The 17,022-nt window shown below is 41.5% G+C and carries 12 protein-coding genes; 7 read left to right on the top strand and 5 right to left on the bottom strand.

The annotated features are described in order from the left end of the window. Positions 1–14: 14 nt before the first annotated feature. Positions 15–833 carry a tetratricopeptide repeat protein gene (locus tag Q7J63_RS09170; RefSeq protein WP_019595904.1) on the top strand — a complete coding sequence of 273 codons (819 nt, stop codon included), beginning with the start codon at positions 15–17 and terminating at the stop codon, positions 831–833. Positions 834–1,023: 190 nt separating this feature from the next. Next, on the top strand, positions 1,024–2,595 hold the full coding sequence (locus Q7J63_RS09165; RefSeq protein WP_019595905.1) for an Rne/Rng family ribonuclease: 1,572 nt from the start codon (positions 1,024–1,026) through the stop codon (positions 2,593–2,595). A gap of 77 nt (positions 2,596–2,672) precedes the next feature. On the opposite strand, the gene Q7J63_RS09160 is transcribed toward Q7J63_RS09165, so the two are convergent. Together Q7J63_RS09160 and Q7J63_RS09155 are read right to left on the bottom strand one after the other, a co-directional pair. Further along, positions 2,673–3,404 carry an SIMPL domain-containing protein gene (locus Q7J63_RS09160; protein WP_019595906.1) on the bottom strand — a complete coding sequence of 244 codons (732 nt, stop codon included), beginning with the start codon at positions 3,402–3,404 and terminating at the stop codon, positions 2,673–2,675. 89 nt (positions 3,405–3,493) lie between these two features. Continuing rightward, entirely contained in the window at positions 3,494–4,999 is a 1,506-nt protein-coding gene (locus Q7J63_RS09155; protein WP_304885571.1) for a M14 family zinc carboxypeptidase, read from the bottom strand. A 74-nt stretch (positions 5,000–5,073) separates the two neighbouring features. Between Q7J63_RS09155 and Q7J63_RS09150 the strand changes: the two genes are divergently transcribed. Next, positions 5,074–6,087, top strand: coding sequence for a dipeptide epimerase (locus Q7J63_RS09150; protein ID WP_304885569.1), 1,014 nt, complete (start codon positions 5,074–5,076; stop codon positions 6,085–6,087). Positions 6,088–6,141: 54 nt separating this feature from the next. Here the strand turns inward: Q7J63_RS09150 and Q7J63_RS09145 are convergent, their stop codons facing one another. Both Q7J63_RS09145 and Q7J63_RS09140 read right to left on the bottom strand, forming a co-directional pair. After that, positions 6,142–7,278, bottom strand: coding sequence for a BamA/TamA family outer membrane protein (locus Q7J63_RS09145; protein ID WP_304885567.1), 1,137 nt, complete (start codon positions 7,276–7,278; stop codon positions 6,142–6,144). Between the two features lie 211 nt (positions 7,279–7,489). After that, positions 7,490–8,422, bottom strand: a complete 933-nt coding sequence (locus Q7J63_RS09140; RefSeq protein ID WP_304885565.1) for a hydrogen peroxide-inducible genes activator — start codon at positions 8,420–8,422, stop codon at positions 7,490–7,492. A 103-nt stretch (positions 8,423–8,525) separates the two neighbouring features. On the opposite strand from Q7J63_RS09140, the gene Q7J63_RS09135 reads away from it, so the two are divergent. The 4 genes from Q7J63_RS09135 to Q7J63_RS09120 all read left to right on the top strand — a co-directional run bounded on the left by Q7J63_RS09135 (position 8,526) and on the right by Q7J63_RS09120 (position 14,640). Then, positions 8,526–9,590, top strand: a complete 1,065-nt coding sequence (locus tag Q7J63_RS09135) for a Fe(3+) ABC transporter substrate-binding protein (RefSeq protein WP_304885564.1) — start codon at positions 8,526–8,528, stop codon at positions 9,588–9,590. A 180-nt stretch (positions 9,591–9,770) separates the two neighbouring features. Then, positions 9,771–11,408 carry an iron ABC transporter permease gene (locus tag Q7J63_RS09130; protein WP_304885562.1) on the top strand — a complete coding sequence of 546 codons (1,638 nt, stop codon included), beginning with the start codon at positions 9,771–9,773 and terminating at the stop codon, positions 11,406–11,408. Positions 11,409–11,427: 19 nt separating this feature from the next. Beyond that, positions 11,428–12,465, top strand: a complete 1,038-nt coding sequence (locus Q7J63_RS09125; RefSeq protein WP_304885560.1) for an ABC transporter ATP-binding protein — start codon at positions 11,428–11,430, stop codon at positions 12,463–12,465. 1,128 nt (positions 12,466–13,593) lie between these two features. Then, entirely contained in the window at positions 13,594–14,640 is a 1,047-nt protein-coding gene (locus Q7J63_RS09120; protein WP_019595915.1) for a LacI family DNA-binding transcriptional regulator, read from the top strand. Between the two features lie 433 nt (positions 14,641–15,073). On the opposite strand, the gene Q7J63_RS09115 is transcribed toward Q7J63_RS09120, so the two are convergent. Continuing rightward, positions 15,074–17,017 (bottom strand): RagB/SusD family nutrient uptake outer membrane protein, encoded by a 1,944-nt coding sequence (locus Q7J63_RS09115; protein WP_019595917.1) that lies wholly within the window; start codon positions 17,015–17,017, stop codon positions 15,074–15,076. Between the last annotated feature and the right edge of the window lie 5 nt (positions 17,018–17,022).

Below are 17,022 nucleotides of genomic sequence, written 5' to 3'. Positions count from 1 at the left end.
ACTATTTTTTCTCTATGAAAAAAACCCAAATCTTAGTTCTCGCCTTGGCAATAATTGCTATCGGCGTTTTATTTCTCCTTCCGAGGGTAATTATCGACAATGACGAGGGCAATTCAGAAATATCCAGTAATGAAGCAAACCCTGTGGCAGAAACCGAAGCATTGCACAATGCGCCAATTTCTGCTTCTGAAAGGGAAACGATCACCTCACTTGTGACAAAACTGGATAGAGAAGAAAATAAAGAAAAATTCGTTACCTTCGCAGACTCTATCGCTTTATTGTACAACCAAATCGGTAAATTTGACAGCGCAGCATTTTATTATGAAAGGGCTGCAGAAAAAATTGACAATGCCGAGAGATGGGAAAAAGCGGGAAATGCGTATTACGAGGCATTTGGTTTTGCTTTGAATGACCAAAAACTCGTTTTTCTTGCTGAAAAAACAAGGAATTACCTCAATAAGGTTTTGGAAAAAGATCCAAAACGATTGGATTTAAAAACAAAGGTTGCCATGACTTATGTTTCCTCTTCCAACCCAATGCAAGGCATCACCATGCTGAGGGAAATATTGGAAGAAGATCCACAAAACGAACAAGCGATTTTCAATATGGGCCTGCTATCAATGCAATCCGGCCAATACAAAAGAGCTGCTGAACGTTTTGAGGAATTGGTAAAATTGTATCCGGAAAACATTCAGGGTCAGTTTTACTTGGGAGTGAGTTATTTCGAATCAAAACAAAATAATAAAGCAAAAAAGCAGTTCCAGATAGTCAAAAGCACGAGTACTGACCCTATGGTGCTGTCAAGTGTAGAAAGTTACTTGGAAAGGTTATAAATAATTGTTCAACTTTAAATATACATCATCATGCCTTGCGGTAAAAAAAGAAAAAGACATAAAATCGCTACGCACAAGCGTAAGAAAAGATTAAGAAAAAACAGACATAAGAATAAGAAGAAGTAGTACACTTCTTCTTATTTGAGTTTTTACATTAAACGTTCATTTACATTATAAACAGAGACACGATTTGAGCACAGAATTAGTAATCGATTCTGCTCAAGGCGGTAGTCGCATAGCCCTTTTGAAGGACAAAAACTTGGTAGAGCTCCACTCCGGTGGGGAAGACAACCAGTTTAAAGTCGGTGATATTTATCTGGGTACGGTTCGTAAAATTGTCAATGGGCTCAATGCAGCCTTCATAGACGTTGGTTATGAAAAGGACGCTTTCCTGCATTATCAGGATTTGGGTCCGCAGATCAACAGCTTGAACAAATACACGAAGCAGATACTCACTCAAAATGCCACCAACTACAACTTAAAAGGGTTTGGTTTGGAGCCTGAAATAGAAAAGCTTGGGAAAATTTCCAATGTCCTTTCTAAAAACAGCCAAATATTGGTTCAGGTTGTAAAAGAGCCGATCTCAACGAAAGGCCCACGACTATCGTGTGAGCTCTCCATTGCCGGTCGCTATTTGGTAATGGTCCCATTTTCGGATTCTGTCAACGTATCGAAAAAAATACGAAGTGCAGAAGAGAGAAGAAGACTGGTCCGACTCATCACTTCCATCAAACCCGCCAACTTTGGCGTCATCATCAGAACCGTTGCCGAAGGCCAATCCGTTATAGAATTGGACAAAGACCTCAGGAATCTGGTGACCACTTGGGAAGAAGGAATGAAAAAATTGGCCAAAGCCAAAGGCCGCGACAAGGTAATCGGAGAAATGAGCATGGCATCCTCCATCATTAGAGACCTGCTCAACGAATCATTCGATGCAATCACAGTAGAGGATGAGTTGATTTTCGATCAGATTCGGACTTATATAAGGACGATTGCCCCTGAAAAAGAAAAAATTGTCAAGCTTTACAATGGTAAAGCAAAGCTCTTTGAAAGTTTTGGAATAGAAAAGCAGATCAAAAGCTTGTTTGGTCAGACGATAAGTCTTCCACAAGGCGGTTATGTTATCATTGAACATACCGAAGCCCTTCACGTCGTCGACGTGAACAGCGGAAATAAATCCAATCAAGAAAGTGACCAGGAAACAACGGCATTAAAAACCAACCTGGCAGCTGTAAAAGAAATTGCCCGACAACTACGCCTCCGAGACATGGGAGGCATCATCGTCATTGACTTCATAGACATGAAAAAAGCCGACAACAAGAAGGCTATTTATGAAGCGATGAAAGACGAAATGAAATCTGACAGGTCAAAAAACACTGTTTTGCCGCTTACCAAATTTGGTCTCTTGCAGATCACCAGGCAGCGGGTAAGACCTGAAGTAAACATTGTCACCAAAGAAACCTGCCCAGCCTGTAATGGCACCGGTAAGATTCAGGCTTCCATATTGGTCGCCGACAAATTGGAAACAGACCTCGAGCATATCGCTACTATCCAAAATGTTTCAAGCATACACATCGGGCTTCACCCATACCTGTATGCATATTTTACCAACGGGATTATTTCCCAACGTGTAAAATGGTTTTTCAAATATTTTAAGTGGGTAAAACTGATCAGAGATTCCTCACTACCCGTGACGGAGTACAGATTCCTGGACGACTCAGGAGAAGAAATAGAACTAACAGTAAAAAGCGAGATCGAATAGATCCAGCATTTTCAGAATCAAAAAGGGCACGAAGGGATAAACCTTTCGTGCCCTTTTTGATTATATGGGAAGATGATTTACTTTATACCATAACTCAACCGCATCGTGATCGAGGCGGTTTTTTCCTTTGAAGAAGTATTGAAGGTGCCTCCCCAGGAGTAGTCCTCTGTAGAATTTTGGCCTGTAATCTGGAAAATCCCCATATTGGCGGAATTCAATTTACCCAATTTCGACCCTGAATTTTCGGCGATTTTTTCGGCCCTGAGCCTTGCATCTTCGGTGGCTTTCGAGATCATTTCAATCTTGAGGCTTTCGAGTTGGGTATAATAATATCGAGGAGGCTGGGAATAGAATTTAACCCCCTGCATCAACAGTTCCGTAATTTCACGCGAGATTTTCTCGACTTTTTCTATTTCTTTGGATTCGATCTGAATGGATTGGTTGAGTTCATAACCCAAAAAAGTCTGTCCCATAAAATTGCCGGTACTGCTGTAATTCTGCTGGTATCTGGGATTGGTGCTGACGGCGGAGAAAATGATCTTCTCTATTGGGATTCCCTTGGCGACCAAATAGTCGGTTACTGCTTTTTTGTCCTTCTCCAAATCCGCATAGGCCAACTTGATATCGTAATTTTCTCTACTGAAATTCCCCTCCCAAACCACCAAATCGGATGAAAAATTCTTTTCTCCTAAGCCGGTCACATCGACGGCTCCAGCCTTTTTGTTGCGGTTCACAATGGAATTTGCCAAAACAATGGAGGAGATTATTATGGCGATTGCAAAAATAACCGCGGTAAGATGATTTTTCATAGATAATGAATTTTAGGTAAACCAATTTAAAACAATTCCTGATCAATAATCATTTTGGATATAAAAAAGGATGCCTATATCAAGGTCACTCACATCACCTTTTGTCTATAGGATTGAGTAGTCGGATTTTCCAGATCGATCAAATAGCCATTCACAACAGCATATTTCAACTTTCCGTCCTTGGCCAGAAAGAAATTGGGACTTCCCCCCATTTCTATTCCAGTTGGAATTTCTGTCTTGTTCTTCAACAGCAAAATCGGGAAAGCGTGACTTTGTCTATCCAAGGATTCTATCACTTTAACTCCCAAAAACCCCTTTTTCAGCAATTCAATGGATTTTTCCATCGTGATTTCCTCCGGATTCTTGAAGCTTGTTTCATATATTTTGCCCTGTACCACTTCCATTCCTGCGGCATCGAATTCCTCGAAACCATAAAAAACGGATAAGTCGCCCAAATCATCAATGGTTCCATTCACGAAAAAACTATCGTTTGCATCGGCCTCTCTTCTTCTGATACCCAAGTCAACCCCATAATTGGTCTCATTTTTTACCAAGGCCACATTTTTCAGAATCAAGTCCATCAACTTTAAATCATTGTCAGGAATCTTGTAATAATCCTCCAAAACATATTGACCATGGGAGCCATTGGCGATCTCAGAAAGTGCATTGAGGATAATAATAAAGTTGAGCTTACGGATATACTGCTTTTCGGGATCATCTTTATAGCCTCCAGATTCAATCAAAATGGTACTTGTTCCCCATTTCTGGAAATTGTCGCCAAAAGCCCTTGGTTCAAAAGCATCGTCATATTTCCCGACTTGGCCAGGGACGATTTGCTGAAGGACACGGTTCATTCCCACGATGACCTGCATGGCATTCTTTCGGACATCATTCACTTCTGTTGCATAATTATATGCGGGAGCCAAGACGGAAATGGTAGCAGGCTTTTCTGTTTGAGAAACATTATAATAGACCTGCTGGTCATGAAGGTTGAATCCAAATGCTGGTGAAAAATTGTCTCTGGCATTTTTGAGGACAATGGCCTCCGGCGAAGTTTGCTTGATGGCATCACGGTTAAGATCAATGTCGAAAGCATTTCTTCTGGTCCAGTTGTCCATTCCATCGGGATTGACCATGGGGATAAACCTCAGGGTGAGTTTGGATTTCAGGGTATTCCTGAGGTCTTCAAAATCATCATCTTTGGCTTCCAAAAAATTGAAAAGATCAAAAAGTGCCATGGTGGCCGTACTTTCATTGCCATGCATCTGTGACCAAAGCATGACCTTGGTAGGACCATCACCGATGGTCATTTGGAAGATTTTCTTCCCTTCTACAGATTCCCCTATTTCTTCCACAACAAAATGTCCGCCCAATCTCCCTTTCACCAAGGGTATGGCTTGGGCATGCTTGAATCTTCTTTCTGTGATGGACTTTTCTTGGTACTGTTCATGGGCCGCCTCCAGAAGACTGATGTCCAATGCAAGAAATTCCTTTTTTTCGTTTTGACAGGAAAAAAGAAAAAACAGGAACAACAAGGCAGAAAAACTGGTGGATTTGAAACTGAATGAAGGAATCATGCGGGTCTTTGATTTCATGGAATAATCCGTGTAAGTTATGGACTTAAGCAAAAAAATACACTTACTTTTGGCCAAAATATAAATTCATTTTTATGCAGCTCTCCTACATTGTCAAAGATCTTGTTCTAAAGCACACTTTTACGATTGCCCATCAAAGCCGGGACATTCAGGACACGGTGATAGTCCGCTTGGATGATGGAGAAATGTATGGTTATGGAGAAACCACCACCAATCCCTTCTATGGAATGACGGCGGAGAACATCACCCATTGTTTGGAAGAGGCTAAAGATCGGGTAGAAAATGGCCATTGGAATTCACCAGAGGAGCTTTGGGAAAACACCAAAGAAATCTTTAAGACCAACCCATTTGCACAATGTGCCTTGGATATGGCGGCTTGGGATCTTTTTACCAAAAGACAGGGGAAAAAGCTTTACGAATATCTGAGACTCGATCCAAAAAACACCCCCACCACCAATTTTACGATCGGCATAGATTCCATCGAAAAAATGGTCTCCAAAATGAAGGAGGTGGATTGGCCCATTTATAAAATCAAGCTGGGAACGGACCATGACATGGAAATCATCCGTGAGCTTAGAAAATATACGGATTCCATCTTCCGTATTGATGCCAATTGTGCCTGGACAGCGGAACAATCCATCAGGAATTCGGAAGAACTGGCAAGACTCAAGGTCGAATTTATGGAGCAGCCTCTCCCCAAAGATGATCTGGAGGGGATGAAAGAGGTCTTCAAATTCAGCAAATTGCCCGTAATTGCAGACGAAAGCTGTATCATCGAATCAGATGTCAGAAAATGCTTTGGTCACTTCCACGGCATCAATGTAAAGTTGGTGAAAGCTGGAGGAATCACACCTGGACTGCGGATGCTGCAAGAAGCCAAATCTTTGGGTATGAAAACCATGGTGGGCTGCATGACCGAGTCCTCAATTGGGATCACTGCCATCGCCCACATTGCCCCATTATTGGATTATGTAGATATGGACGGAGCCATGTTGCTGGCGCATGACATTGCCACAGGAGTCAGGATAACGCCGGATTCAATCACTTTTCCTGAGGGGAATGGGATAGGGGCGGAATTGATCGGCTGATCATTATCGGTAAAGAATTCTTTAAACCCAACCAAAGTGGAGTAAGAATTTTCATCAAAAAGCCTCTCCAATAAAAAGATAAATTCCGGATCCTTCCTGCGTATAGGCAAGATCGAAACGGGTATAAATGTCCTTTTTGGGAAACAAAAGAAACCTCAAACCGGCACCCGCTGACCAGACCACTTTGTGAATCGATGCTTTTTGGAAATCGGGAAACACTGTCCCCAATCCTCCGAAAACCGCTGCTCCTATCCGCTTTGAAAAACCCAAAGGGAGCGGAAGGAATCGGTTTTCTACTTGGAAAGCAAGTAGATTTTTGTCCCGATACCGGCCCATATAATATCCGCGCATCATGTTGTCACCACCCATCAAGGCCAGTTGATTGAAAGGAACATCCCCTGTAGTGAACTGGCCAAGAAGCTGGGCTGCCAGCACATTGTTTTTTCCGATCGGCCTATAAATCCTTGTGTCTGATAGAACCGAAGTAAAACCAAAATCGCCAAGTGCTTGGGTATATCTCAAAATGGCCAATTCTGAAAACAGTCCTTTTCTCACATTGAGCACATTGTGCCTGTTGTCATAAACGAGCCCAGCTCCCAAACCCAAATTTGTAGAACCTTCGCTTCCTGTTGGCAAATCAATTGTCGGGTTTTCGGGTGAGGCCTTAAAATCCACACCGCCTAGTCGCTGAAAGTCAGCCTGAAGTCCAAAAAAAAGGTTTTTTCTTACCTGCCGAAGTACTCTTTCTCTGATCATTATCTGATTGGCTTCTACAAGTGCCAAATATCCCGCAGGGGAATCCATGCCAATTCCGTGGTATTTCAGCGGAAAACTCTGAAGGCGCAACCTTCCCAGAAAAAACCATTTGTTTTTATCCGTGTACAATGCGTGATCCAACCAAAGTCCGTATTGATTCTGAAGGGTAAAAAATGTAAAGGCATTGACCTCACTTAGTCTGTTGGTGGTGTCTTTTTTTGGATAATAAACATAGAGAGAAGAAAATCCGATTTCCCAACTTGTTTCGGGAGAATAGGCAACCGTTGGATACATCAAAAATTGGGGTTCCCTGATGTCAGAAGTGTCATTGATGATCCCGTTGACATATTTTTTGAAAATGTTTTGGCCAAACGTAGGTGAGTAGAAAGGCAAACAAAGAATGAGTATTAACAAAAAAACGATTTTTCTGTACATGATTCAAAAACGGGGTGGATATTCCAAATAAATATTCTGGAATAGTTAGCAATGTTCTTCCAATCCAAACTTAACCTCGAATATTTCAAATAGGTTTCAAATTGTTTTTTGAAAGCTGTAGAGAAAAAAAACACTGTTAATAAAATCAAACATTTTCTTTTCCTCTCTGAATGAATGGATGGAAAGAACCAATTGCTCTAATAATTTTTTGCTACTTGAATCTCACGATTTTTCCATGCGCTTTTGAAGTCATTGGATGGGGAATGGATGCGGTGATTTCATTGTAAAGAAGCTCCACCAATTTCTTTTTCAAAAAACTTCTTGTCAGAATAATACTTACCTCGCGTATCGGTTCTTCCTTGTCGAATCTTCTTAGCCGGAGTTTTTCCTCCTCGGTCAAATCAAAGGTGGCCAATTCTGGAAGAAGGGTGATTCCCTGGTATTTATTCACCATGTTTTTTAGCCCTTCCAAAGAGCCGCTTTCATAATGAAAATTCATCCTATGGAATTTGGTTTTGTTGCATAGGTTGAGCACCTGATCCCTGAAACAATGACCTTGCTGAAGCACCCACATATCTGCATTCTCAAGATCCTTGATATCCAAGCGATCCTTTTTCAAAAGAGGATGGTCTTTTGATAAATAGGCATAAAATTTTTCATAGAACATGGGCTTTTCCAAAAACCCCGGTTCTTCCAAAGGAGTAACAATAATCCCAAGATCGATTTCATCGTTTTTAAGTCTCTTTAGAATCTCCTCGGTAATCAAGTCCTCAACCTGAAGCTGAACATTGGGATATTTTTCGAGAAAAACCCGAATGAAACGGTGCAGCAGATAGGGGGCAAGCGTGGGAATGATGCCAATCTTGATCACTCCGGAAACATCCCCTTTGAGCTGGCTAACCAATTCAAAAATACCCTTGCTGTGAGAAGTCACTTTCTTGGCTTGTTCGATGATAGTCGCTCCAATTTCTGTTGGAATCACGGGCATCTTGGAGCGGTCAAAAAGAATGACACCGAGCTCTTGTTCCAATTTGTTTACTTGCGCACTGAGGGTGGGTTGGGTAACAAAACAGGATTCCGCTGCATGGCCAAAATGGCGATGTTTGTCCACTGCAATGATGTATTCAAGTTGTTGGATTGTCATTGTTATTCCTTAAACATCTCATAATTCCATTCAAAAAATCCGCTTAACTGTGTGGCCACAAATATAAAAATCTTTTTGTCTTTATTTAGATTTGATTTAAATAATGATTATTTTTGCCCCATTAATCTACCAAAATATGCTCAAAACTCTTTTAAAAACCAGTCTCGTTGCAGCCCTTGCGGTTTCATTGTTTTCCTGTAGCAGCACCCCCGAAGAAGGTGTCGTAAATGTCTATACCCACAGACACTACGAAGCAGATCAACTGATCTTTGACAAATTCACCGAAAAAACTGGGATCAAAGTCAATGTCGTAAGTGCCAGTGCAGATGAACTGATCCAAAAGCTGGAGTTGGAAGGTGCCAATTCACCTGCGGATGTTTTGATCACTGTGGATGCAGGAAGACTTCACCGCGCTGAAACAAAAGGATTGCTACAAACTATTTCCTCGGAGATTTTGGACACAAATATTCCAAGCAAGTTCAGAAATCCAGAGGGATACTGGTTTGGTTTGACTTATAGAGCAAGGATTCTAGCCTACAGCAAAGAGCGGGTAAAAGCAGAAGAACTCAGCACGTACGAGGCTTTGACAGCGCCAGAGTGGAAAGGAAGAATATTGACCAGATCTTCCGAGAATATTTATAACCAATCCCTATTGGCATCGATCATTGCGGCCAATGGAAGTGCAGGTGCGGAAAAATGGGCCGCTGATCTTCTTGCCAACATGAGCAGATCTCCAAAAGGCAGTGATAGAGATCAGGTAAAAGCTGTCGCCTCCGGTGAAGGGGATGTGGCGATCGTCAATACCTATTATATCGGTATCATGCTCAATGATGCCAATGAGGAAGAAAGAAAAGCCGCAGAAAAAGTTGGCATATTTTTCCCCAATCAAGGAGACCGAGGAACCCATATCAACATTTCAGGTGCGGGCGTCACCAAATATGCTCCCAACAAGGAGAATGCAATAAAATTATTGGAATTTCTATCTGAGCCAGAATCCCAAGAAATTTTGGCCAATATCAACTTTGAATATCCCGTGAACCCTTCTGTAGAGGTTTCCGATTTATTGAAAAAATGGGGGAACTTTAAAACGGACGACCTCAATCTTTCCAAACTCGGTGAAAATAACAATGAGGCAGTTATCATTTTTGATAAAGTCGGTTGGAAATAAGTTAAACCCGAAAGATGCATTAGGCTTTCTTAGGATATTGAAACCGAAAGAAAATCAGACAATTGGGAGACTATTTCCTGACACCGACATGGTGAAGTCAATAAAAGCCAATAACTGACTAATTATCAAATAAATACAGTATTGAATGGCATTCGTAATGCATAAAATGGGTTAAAATCCTTGGAAATAAGAAAACGACATTATTATTGGTGGAACAAATGGACAGGCTACTCTATTCTAATTGTATTGGTGGTAGCTACCCCTTTGTTCACCATTTTATTCAAACTATTTGATCGTCCTGGAGATAGCTGGTCACATATCTTCAATAACCTACTTTTTGACTATTTCCAGAACACAATTCTCCTACTCCTTGGAGTGGCTTTTTTTACCTTTTTGCTCGGTGTCAGCACTGCCTGGTTGGTTTCCAATTATGAGTTTCCCGGCAGAAAATACTTCGAATGGTTGCTTATTTTACCCTTGGGATTTCCAGGGTACATCATGGCCTACACCTATGTAGGTTTGCTGGATTATTCGGGCCCATTTCACAGTTTTCTCCGCAACACGATGGACATTCAGGTAAAGGGCAGCCTGATTGACATCATGAACCTTCCCGGGGCAATATTTATTTTATCCATTACATTGTTCCCCTATGTATTTTTGATTTCGAGAGCCTCATTTGCCCAACAATCCAAAACCCTTCAGGAAGCCTCCTTTCTTTTGGGTTCAAACAGAACCAAAACCTTTTTCAAGGTCGCACTTCCTATGGCCCGCCCGGCAATAGTGGCGGGGATCGCATTGGCTTCCATGGAAGTCCTGAACGATTATGGTACGGTGAAATATTTTGGCGTGAATACTTTTACCACGGGGATATTCAGGGCTTGGTTTTCAATGGGAGATTCCTCCACAGCCATTTATTTGGCGGCTATCCTGATGGTCTTTGTATTTGCCATACTCTATCTCGAATCCCTTCACAGAGGGAATAGACAATATTCTGCAGTGAATGGGATCAACAAACCCACAGCTAGAATTCATTTGTCCATGGTCAAAAAGGTCCTTTTTACCGGAATCTGCTTCCTTATTTTTATAGTCAGCTTTTTGACCCCATTTTTGCAACTCTTGTATTGGGTAAGCATGACGTATGAGAAAGTCATCGATTCTGAATTTTTCCTGCTGATCTTCCGAAGTTTTGGCCTGGCCGCAGTCAGCGGTATTATCATCGTACTCTTTGCTGTAGTATTGCTCTATACTTTGCGTTTGAGCCCCTTCAAGTGGATTAAAAGCATTACCAAAGTGTCCACCTTGGGTTATGCGGTACCCGGAGCGGTGATTGCCGTTGGCGTTTTGATTCCATTTTTGGCATTTGACAAGTGGATTTATGATTCTTTTCTTTCTTCCAAAACCGCGGGGTTGTTTCTATCTGGGACTTTATTTGCCTTGGTCTTTGCCTACGTGGTGAGGTTTATGGCCGTAGGATATAACCCAGTAGATGCTGGATTCCAGAAAATCGGGATACACATCAATGAGGCCAGCAGGCTTCTTGGCACGAGAAGCACACGAACGCTCTGGAAAATAGACCTGCCTTTGATCAAGACCAGTTTGATTTCCGGCATATTACTGGTTTTTGTAGACGTTTTAAAGGAATTACCTTTAACTTTGATTTTAAGACCATTCAATTATCAGACATTGGCCACCAAGGCATTTGACATGGCGACCAATGAAATGATCGCTGAATCGGCGAATGCTGCATTGATCATCATCCTGACAGGAATCATACCCATCATTTTCCTCAACAGGCTCATTAAGAAAAGAGAATTTTAAGGATACAAGCCAAAACCTGATGACGATTTTATCACTCCATCACATCTTCAAAAAATACAGCCAAGCTCCCGAATATGCCATCAATGATGTTTCTTTTGATGTCAAAGAAGGGGAAATTTTGGCTTTGGTGGGGGAAAGCGGCTCAGGAAAAACCACTTTATTGAGGCTGATTGCAGGCTTGGAACATCCAGAAAGCGGTTCGATTTCACTTTCCGGACAGGTCATCGTAGAGGGTCGGGAATCGGTCCCGGCACATGAAAGGCAAGTGGGGATGGTTTTCCAGGATTATGCACTTTTTCCACACCTGACCATTTTGGAAAATGTGAAATTTGGCCTGCAAAAATTCAAGGGCGATAAAGAAAAAAAGGTTCGAGAAACACTCCTCTTGGTAGGACTTAAGGAAGATTTCAACAAATACCCCCATCAGCTTTCCGGAGGCCAGCAACAGCGCGTAGCCTTGGCGAGAGCGATGGCTCCGAATCCCAAAATCATTTTGATGGATGAACCCTTTAGCAATCTTGATGCAATGCTCAAGGATCAGGTCAGGGAAGAAATCCGACAAATCATCAAGAAAACAGGTGTGACTGCCATTTTAGTCACACATGATACTCGTGATGCGCTTTCGACTGCCGATAGGATTGCGATCTTGCACAAAGGCTATCTGCAGCAGATCGATATCCCCAAAATGCTTTATGAAAAACCCGTGAATCCTTATGTTGCCAACTTCTTTGGAAAGAGAAACGAAATCTTGGCGACGCCTACATCTGAAGGATTTTACACACCCTTTGGTTTTATAAAAGACAAAAAAGCGGGAGATTATAAAGGCAAAGTAAAGTTACTTTTCAGGCCGGAGCACGCTGAAGTGGTTCAGAATGACGATCAGCAACTGATTGGAACCATATTTAAGGTTTCTTATTTTGGAGACCACCAAATCGTGAAAATTGCAGATGAAGAGGGAAAACGGATCAGCATCAGGACCAATCCCGGAAGAACCTTTGAGGGAATAGAAAAGGCGTTTTTTTATCTCTGGAAATACGATGTGGAAGAGGCATTTTAGAATTCCCAAAAACCAAAAATTTCAGCCAAATTCCTGGAGAACAAAGTCTGCACCTTCGAGAGAACCAATATAAGATGTGGCGATCCATTTTCACCCTAAATCACCACTATCAGGTAGCATAGGGCTACAACATCAATTGTTGATGTTCTATGGAAAGCCTGAATAATGTCTACGAGGAATCATAGAAGGGAAAAGAATCCAAAACTCCCTGACCCAGATTTTAAGTGGATTGGCTTGAACCCGAAACATACATTCGGAAACCTAATGGGCTTGAATCTGCAAGGAAACCAGGCTATTTGGAAAATAAGGCATTGTACCGACAAGCTGAGATTAAAAAAAGGAATCATTGACTGATTGTTAAGCAATTTCAGCTGGAATGAAGCTATTGATGCATTATACCGTTTGAAATATTGAGTTAAACCCGAAATATGCATTAGGCTTTCTAAGGATATTGAAACCGAAAGAAAATCAAACCATTGGGAGACCAATTCCTGAAACCGATATGGTGAAGTCAATTAAAGTCAACAACGGACTAATTATCAGATAAATACAGTATTGAATGGCATTCGCAATGCATAAAACGGGTTAAAATTCGGAGCCTAGGCAGAAGAGATCATTCATTCAATAATATTCCGGTAAGCCAAAGAATTGTTTCGAATATAACCCTGCACTCTAAAACTCAAATATACAACCGATTTCATTGCTTGATCGAGCTTGTATGGTGGTTGATCAATAGCAGTATCCTATTTTTTTGGAATAAAAGCCAATCCCCTCATCGAATGGATTGCCTTGCTCAAGATCAGGGTTTCAAAAAAATTGAATAGTATTATCCTAGTCCAGCTTTGGAAGGATAAATTTTTGTTGATCTCACTGAATGCCAATTAGAAATCGGCATTTTTAAAACACAAGACCGCATTGAATGTGGAAATTTCACTTGGCTTTTCAAACATCTGATTTACCTTTGCACTTGGTCAAGAATAGTCTATTCCAAATACAATCGGTTTCATTCAATCCTTTTGAATGAAACTAAAAGAAGAAAGTTTTTGAAACCAACACATTTTACTGAATTGGTTAGTGGAGAAATTCTTTTTATCCAGACCAATGAAACTACGAGATTTTAGACATAAAATGGAAAAAGATATCACAATATATGATATAGCTAAAGATTTGGGAGTTTCTCCAACCACAGTCAGCAGGGCTTTAAACAACCATCCGGCAGTAAAAGACAAAACGAAGAAAAAAATTTTTCAGGCTGCAGCCGATATGGGTTATCAATCCAATGTATTTGCGGCAAATTTAAGAAGTAAAAGAACGAATAACATTGGGGTGATTGTACCAAGTTTGAACAGTAATTTTCAGTCCTCCGTCCTGGCCGGCATGGAAAAAGTCGCCAATAAAGCAGGTTTCAACTTAGTCATTAGTCAATCCCTTGAATCAAGCGATAAAGAGATTGCCAATACCAGATCCATGTTCAACAGTAGGGTGGATGGATTGCTGGTTTCCTTGGCAAGTGACGCGGAGCATTTGGAACATTTTGCGCCATTTCACAAAAGGGGTATTCCTGTGATATTTTATGACAGAATAGCCAATAGCGATGACAGTACAGGAGTTACAATAGACAATATTCAAGCTGCTCAGGTAGCCACAAACCACCTAATTGAACAAGGCTGTACGCGTATTGTCCACGTCTTGGGAAGTGTCAAAGTGAGTGTGTATGCGGATAGATTGAAGGGATACAAGTATGCACTGATGGAAAAAAACATTCCTTTTGACCAAGATCGAATTATCATACTGTCTGAAATCAATGAAGAGGCGGGCGAAAAAATTGTAAACCAAATCTTAGAAATGAACCCGATTCCTGATGGGCTCTTTGTCTCCAATGATGCCTGTGCGGCAAGCTGCATCAATCATCTAAAACAAAGGGGAATAAGAATACCAGAAGATATCGCCATTGTAGGTTTTAACAATGAGGTGATTTCCAGACTTGTGGAACCTAAAATCACAACCATCAACTACCCGGGATTTGAAATGGGGGAGGTTGCCATGAAAAGTCTGATCAATTACCTGGATGAACCAGAAAGGACTACGCTACAAAACACAAATAAAATCACTTTACGCTCGGAATTGATTATCCGGGAATCTTCTTTGAAAAAAAAGGATGGCTTTTTTAATTAGTAAAATCGGATCGCTTTTCAAAAAAAAGATCCCTAAACCCGGTATTTTTGGAATTGTAAATGAAAAATCTCGCTACAAATAAGAACGTAGTTTTGACGCCTGGTTATGAGGGTTAAGGACTTAATTTTTATATTTATTTCCTGAATCCAGAGTAAAACCGCCCAATTGGAAAAATCAAACTACAAAATTGTTTTGAACCAGTTTTATTCATTCTCAATTCCATCCTATAATTACCTAATAATCATCCAGTTGTTTGCTTGAATTCCCCAGTTCGGTATTACACCTTATTTATGAATTGGTTTGATATTCTTGCCATTTCAAGACCTATTGGGAAACCAAATTCAGGTTTCGAGTTGAATAAAAAATGGGTGGAAGATTATCTCCCACCCAGTAACAAACCAGTTTTGATTTTTAAATATTAAATTCTCACGAATCAATACCCTGGATTTTGATAAATGGTTCTATCACCCTCCATGGCATCAATCTGACTCTGTGGAATTGGTCTTAGGTAATGGTGCGCTTTGATATTTCTCGTGATGGTTTGCGGCGTGTGGTCTCCATAATTCCTACCTCCAATTTGATAGGTCTTTGCCAATTCTTCCCACTTTTGCGTACGGATCAAGTCATACCAACGATAGCCTTCGGCATAAAATTCCCTTGAACGTTCGGCAAGAATGTAGTTGATGTCGATCACCATTGGAGTGGCAGCAATCATTTCTGCGCTGTTGTCAATGATTTTTTCTTGGTTCCCATTGTTATCCCAACGCCATACACCTGCTCTTGCACGAAGCACATTGACCAAATCACGTGCGCTTTTGCCTCCAACGGCTCCTTTTACAGCAGCTTCAGCCGCGATCAGGTACAGTTCAGAGAACTTGGCAATGTTGAATGGTCTGGTACTTCCCGCATTTGGCTGACCCAAGCCGTCACCACTGTCTGTGCGATAAGGCCCCAATTTCCAAAGACCTGGATAGACGATTCTGCTTATTCCTTTTGGAGAAACCACAAAATCGGATCTTCCCGGCAATATCCCTGCACCAATATTTCCACCCAAACTCGCTGGAGTAGGATACACAATCGCTTGATCAGGCTCCTCATTCAAAAATGTTAGAATCGCGTCACCTGGCTGCACTTGGATCAAATTCGCATTATAAATGGGGCTACTGATGGCTGGTGCTTTGTCAGTATTGGCACGGTATACCGTAGTAAAGGTACCGTCATAGCGAGAATCATTGCTCTTATCCGCAAAGGTATTGGTAATCACACCTATTGTCGGACACATACGCGTCCATGGTCGACCTGTCGCTTGAGCAGCTTCCCGCCTTACAGACTCGATATTATTGGCCCATTGGGTGGCCGATGCACTACTTCTGATCACGGTATAATTCCAAGTCATCATCCAACCCGCGAAGTTATCAGGTGCGCCTCCACCTCCAAAAGTGAGACTTCCACCATTGTAAAACTCACTGGTTTCAGTATGATCTGCATACAATAACATTTCCTTGTTGCGGTCATTTTGCGCCAAATTGACATCATAAAATGTCTCTTGAAGGCCAAAAGGTCCCGGATTGTCTATTGCTTCGTTCGCAATATCATAGGCCCGCTGGAAATACCATTGTGCATTATTTCCATCCGGATCTACTCTGGAAGTTTCTGGATACGTAGGAATGTTGTTTGGATTTTCCAACCACCAAGCATAAGTAAGGTAGGCCTTTGCCAAATAAAGACGGGCCAAGGTTTTGGTCGCGGTACCTGTAAGCCTACTTACCTCGGGCAGTTCATTTACAGCTCTGACCAAGTCTGGGAAGATTCCCCTCGTGTATACTTCAGGCACAGTATTCCTTACGGAGGTCCTGGTTGGGACAACATTAAATTCCAATTCCCCAGCGCCTAAATCAAGCGGCACACCGCCGAAAGTCTGAACCAACAAGAAGTAATCAAAAGCCCTAAAGAACCTGGCTTCTGCCACGAGGGCATCGGATACACCCGCATTTTGAGCGAACTTTATGATACCGCTTGCGGTGTTTATATTCGAATATGCGGCTCCCCATAAAGCATCTGCACGGCTGTTGTTCGGATCAATATCTCCTTGGCCACTGATATCCATCACCAAGAAATTTTGGTCCGCACTCTGGGCATATGTTACTTCATCAGTCCCGGTTAGGGTGGTGTTGAAATAATATGCTTGTCCATAAATGTAGCGAAGGTGCGCATACATCGATGTCAATCCACCTTGAATGCCTTCTTCGGTTTGGAAAAATCCAGGTTCAAATATACTCCGGGGTTTTTCATCCAATATTTCAGAGCATGATACAAGGAAAAGCGCTGTCAAAAACAAGCCCTTTATTGAATTTTTATATAGCTGTATCTTTTTCATATTAA

The sequence above is a fragment of the Rhodonellum sp. genome, from assembly GCF_030656585.1.
Taxonomy (GTDB): Bacteria; Bacteroidota; Bacteroidia; order Cytophagales; family Cyclobacteriaceae; genus Rhodonellum; species Rhodonellum psychrophilum.
Note: the sequence above shows the minus strand (reverse complement) of the source record. Positions and strands in the feature narration are given on the sequence as shown.

What these genes read in the sequence shown, in the direction of transcription:
- Q7J63_RS09125 (WP_304885560.1), top strand. Translation starts at nt 11,428, where the DNA reads ATGACGATTTTATCACTCCATCACATCTTCAAAAAATACAGCCAAGCT.
- Q7J63_RS09155 (WP_304885571.1), bottom strand. Translation starts at nt 4,999, where the DNA reads ATGAAATCAAAGACCCGCATGATTCCTTCATTCAGTTTCAAATCCACC.
- Q7J63_RS09115 (WP_019595917.1), bottom strand. Translation starts at nt 17,017, where the DNA reads ATGAAAAAGATACAGCTATATAAAAATTCAATAAAGGGCTTGTTTTTG.
- Q7J63_RS09120 (WP_019595915.1), top strand. Translation starts at nt 13,594, where the DNA reads ATGGAAAAAGATATCACAATATATGATATAGCTAAAGATTTGGGAGTT.
- Q7J63_RS09140 (WP_304885565.1), bottom strand. Translation starts at nt 8,422, where the DNA reads ATGACAATCCAACAACTTGAATACATCATTGCAGTGGACAAACATCGC.
- Q7J63_RS09145 (WP_304885567.1), bottom strand. Translation starts at nt 7,278, where the DNA reads ATGTACAGAAAAATCGTTTTTTTGTTAATACTCATTCTTTGTTTGCCT.
- Q7J63_RS09150 (WP_304885569.1), top strand. Translation starts at nt 5,074, where the DNA reads ATGCAGCTCTCCTACATTGTCAAAGATCTTGTTCTAAAGCACACTTTT.
- Q7J63_RS09135 (WP_304885564.1), top strand. Translation starts at nt 8,526, where the DNA reads ATGATTATTTTTGCCCCATTAATCTACCAAAATATGCTCAAAACTCTT.
- Q7J63_RS09170 (WP_019595904.1), top strand. Translation starts at nt 15, where the DNA reads ATGAAAAAAACCCAAATCTTAGTTCTCGCCTTGGCAATAATTGCTATC.
- Q7J63_RS09160 (WP_019595906.1), bottom strand. Translation starts at nt 3,404, where the DNA reads ATGAAAAATCATCTTACCGCGGTTATTTTTGCAATCGCCATAATAATC.